The 4059-nt window shown below is 44.0% G+C and carries 3 protein-coding genes and 1 pseudogene; 2 read left to right on the plus strand and 2 right to left on the minus strand.

Going from position 1 to position 4059, the window contains the following annotated elements; genetic code table 11:
• Both IM322_RS10100 and IM322_RS10105 read right to left on the minus strand, forming a co-directional pair.
• The coding region (locus IM322_RS10100) for a transposase family protein (RefSeq protein WP_287713188.1) at positions 1-602 on the minus strand (602 nt) is incomplete at its 3' end.
• Positions 603-1169: 567 nt separating this feature from the next.
• The gene (locus IM322_RS10105) at positions 1170-3692 is read right to left on the minus strand and encodes a glycogen/starch/alpha-glucan phosphorylase (RefSeq protein WP_287676167.1); all 2523 of its coding nucleotides are present in this window, start codon (positions 3690-3692) and stop codon (positions 1170-1172) included.
• Between the two features lie 48 nt (positions 3693-3740).
• Between IM322_RS10105 and IM322_RS10110 the strand changes: the two genes are divergently transcribed.
• Together IM322_RS10110 and IM322_RS10115 are read left to right on the plus strand one after the other, a co-directional pair.
• Positions 3741-3902, plus strand: coding sequence for a hypothetical protein (locus tag IM322_RS10110; protein WP_287676166.1), 162 nt, complete (start codon positions 3741-3743; stop codon positions 3900-3902).
• A gap of 26 nt (positions 3903-3928) precedes the next feature.
• Positions 3929-4059 (plus strand): annotated as a pseudogene (locus IM322_RS10115) (RNA-guided endonuclease TnpB family protein); the annotation flags it as partial.

Consider the following 4059-nt stretch of genomic DNA (forward strand, 5'->3'; position numbering starts at 1 on the left):
CCTAAATTTTCCTCGTCCAATTGTTTTTTATCATGGGCTTTTCCTCCCCTCCCTTTACTCAAGTAGATGACACGCTTTTCATCTGTACTGCCTGTAATGTGTTTCCTCGTATGTCGTTTTTTCTTCCCTGAATAATACTCTTTCTGTTTCTCATTATCTGGCGGGCGTTGTACTGGACGCTCTGTTCCATCTAAGATGACTTTTTTGACGAAGGGAAATTTTTCGACAAATTCTTTCCGGCTTGTTAACTGACGAACTGGCAACGCTTTTTTGTCCCCTAATGATACCTCTAATATCGGCAACAGTCGATGTACCCATTGGTGAGCGCAGGAACGGTCAAAATTAAATAACACACTCATCAGGTCGAAAGTCGGATAACATTTGCAGTACAACAATATATAGAACAATTTGTCTTTCATTTCTCTCAATGTTGCTTTTCTCCCTCCTCCCATTGCCCGTTTTCTTTTTATTTCGGGTTTGATTAGACTTTTTTCAGACGCTTCTGTAAAACTTGGTAGGAGTGCATTGAAGGCTTGGCTATTTAGCCCTGTCATCGCCCGTATTAAGCGTTCTTCTTTGAGTATCCTTTCTATATCTAGCATTCTTGGATTTTCTGATCATTGCTTTTTTTCTTATTATCCCTTATAACCCAACAAGTCTAATAAATACTCATGATTGTCAAAGATAACCTAATCATAGTCGCTCATTCAATCATTCTAATCATCGTCTTAACTATGATTTTTGTGATTGTGTGATGGACTATGATTCTTTTCGAGAGAGCGACCCCATGATGTGATTTAAGACAATAAATACGGTTTGCTGAATAAATCTAAAAACCTTATCCAACAAGGTTTTTAGACTTTTTTTCCCTCAAAAAGTGCCGACCCTTGCAGTGATTGGGGGGAAAATTCAGGGACTTTTTCCCTGAAAATTAGGTAATTGACCACCTGAAAATGGGTAAAACCCCACACCCCACACCCCAACCCCCCAACCCCCAACCCCCAACCCCCACCGAAAAACTTTTTCAGCAGACCCTAAATACTCATGATTGTCAAAGATAACCTAATCATAGTCGCTCATTCAATCAGACGTTTTCACAAAGCATTTTTGGGGCTACGGTTCCAGAATTCGGGCTAGTCAAGGACTAAACCCGAACTTGACCGAGTTTTTTAATCCTCTAAACTAATCTTGACCGGATTAACTTTCCAAATCTCTTGACAATATTCCCAGATCGTGCGATCGCTAGAGAATTTTGCCATACGAACCGAGTTGAGAATCGACATCCGCGTCCACTTGTCCCGATCGCGATAAGCTTCACTTACCTGTTCCTGACAATCAGCGTAGGATTGATAATCAGCTAAAAGCATATACTGGTCATCGTAGAGGAGAGAATCAACGATCGGCCTGAATAATTCCGTGTCACCATGGCTAAAATAACCACTCTTAATTCGATCGATCACTCCCTTCAATTCGCGATTATTTTTGTAATAGCTCATCGGTTCATAACCGTGTGCCTTCTTAGCATAAACTTCTTCTGCTGTCAAGCCAAAAAGGAAGAAATTTTCTGCCCCTGCTTCCTCGCGAATTTCGATATTAGCGCCGTCCAGAGTCCCAATGGTGAGGGAGCCATTCATAGCGAACTTCATATTACCGGTTCCGGAAGCTTCCTTACCCGCCGTAGAAATCTGTTCGGAAAGATCCGCTGCTGGATAGATGCGTTGACCCAAAGAAACGTTAAAGTTAGGCAGGAAAACCAATTTTAAACGACCTCTGACATCGGGATCCTTATTAACAATTTCAGCTACAGCATTAGTTAACTTAATAATTAACTTCGCCATAAAGTAACCAGGAGCTGCCTTACCACCAAAGATAAAAGTGCGCGGCACGATATCGATCTGAGGGTTCTGTTTAATGCGATTATAAAGGGCGATAATGTGCAGAACTGCCAGATGTTGGCGTTTGTATTCGTGAATCCGTTTTACCTGCACATCGAAAATCGAATTAACATCCACCTCGATATTGCGGGTTTTCAGCATATAAGCCGCTAAATCGGCCTTATTCGCCTGTTTAATTTCATACCAACGCTGACGGAATGCGGGATCATCAAGGTATTGTTCCAGTTTTCGCAATTCCTTCAGGTCTTTTAACCAATCATCGCCGATTTTTTCGGTAAATAGTGCCGATAATTGGGGATTGCTCAATAAAATCCACCGGCGCGGGGTGACACCATTGGTTTTATTGTAGAATTTTTCCGGCCAGAGCATGGCAAACTCTTTCAGGGTGTCTTTTTGCAGTAACTCCGTGTGTAAAGCGGCGACTCCGTTAATCGAGTGACTACCCACACAGGCTAAATTAGCCATGCGAATTTGTTTATTACCCCAACCAGCTTCTTCAACTATCGACAATTTGCCCAATAATTCCTCGTTATCGGGAAACCAAGTCCGCACATCATCGAGGAAAAAGTGATTGATCAGGTAGATAATTTCTAGATGTCGGGGCAGCAGTTTGCCGAGCAGCTCCGCCGACCAACGTTCCAGGGCTTCCGGCAATAGGGTATGATTGGTATAAGCGAAGGTTTTTTGGGTAATTGTCCAGGCTTTTGACCATTCTAAGCCGTTTTCATCCACTAACAAACGCATTAACTCAGCGATCGCAATGGCGGGGTGAGTATCGTTCAGTTGAATAGCGGCGGTTTCGTGGAAGTTTTGCAGATTTTTGTGGCTTTTTAGGTGAATGCGAATTAAATCTTGCAGGGAAGCGGCCACAAAAAAGTATTGTTGGGCGAGACGTAATTCGCGACCGGCGGGGGTGTTATCGTTGGGATAAAGGACTTTAGAAATGGTTTCCGCGTCCATTTTTTCGGCCACGGATTGATCGTATAACCCAGCGTTAAAAGCCTCAAAATTAAACGATTCACTCGCTTCTGCTTTCCAGAGACGCAAAGCGTTAACCGTGTTGGTTTTGTAACCCGGGACGGGGGTATCGTGGGGAATGGCTAAAACCCGACGTTCCGGCAGCCATTGTACTCGTTCTTGTCCCTTATCATCGTGATAGATTTCCGTCCGGCCACCCAGTTTTACTTCCACACTTTCATCGCGACGGGGTAATTCCCAAGGATTGCCGAAGCGTAGCCAGTTATCGGGGATTTCCACCTGCCAACCGTCTTGGATGATTTGATGGAAAATGCCAAATTCGTAGCGGATACCGTAACCGATGGCGGGAATTTCTAGGGAAGCGAGGGAATCGAGGAAACAAGCCGCTAAACGCCCTAAACCGCCGTTTCCGAGGCCGGGATCTGGTTCCTGTTCGATAATTTCCTCAAAATCAAGACCTAATTCCTCGATCATCTCTTTGATTAGGTCATAAATACCCAAATTAGCGAGATTATTGCCTAAATACCGCCCCATGAGGAATTCGGCGGAGAAATAGCAGACGAGTTTAACTTTTTCTTGTTTGTAGGTGTCGGTGGATTTCAGAAAACGACGCAGGAGGCGATCGCGAACGGTGTAGGCAAGGGCGACATAGTAATTGTAGGGACTGGCATCGGTGCGGTTAACCCCTTGCAAATAAAACAGATTGTCCAGAAAAGCCCGTTTTAGGGTTTCGGGACTCATGCCCGTGCGATCGTCTTCAACTAAAGTGGGGCATTGAAGTGCTTCACGCCCATCAGCTAGGGTATAGGATGTCTCCATGAGTTTTTGTTGTCCATATATTCGGGAGTTGATCGCCGATCATACCTGATGACGATATCCCTTATAGTTTACCTAAAATGTCGGATGAATGCCCCCGCTACATTTTTCGACAAGATACTCACCTTTGCGGGGGATGAAATCCGACCAGAATATCAACCCCGGAGCATCGATTTAATTCCACCATCTGTGGGTAAACTGTATTATACTTAACCTAGCCAAGGGTCGAGGATTGTTAGATGCTAGTCGTAGAAGCAAAGCTAAAAAACGGAACACCAGAGCAATATCACCAGCTTGATGAAGCTATCAAAACTTCTCAGTTTGTGCGTAACTCTTGTGTTCGTTATTGGCTAGACAATCAAGGGACAAC

This window comes from Microcystis sp. M109S1, assembly GCF_020247025.1.
Taxonomy (GTDB): domain Bacteria; phylum Cyanobacteriota; class Cyanobacteriia; order Cyanobacteriales; family Microcystaceae; genus Microcystis.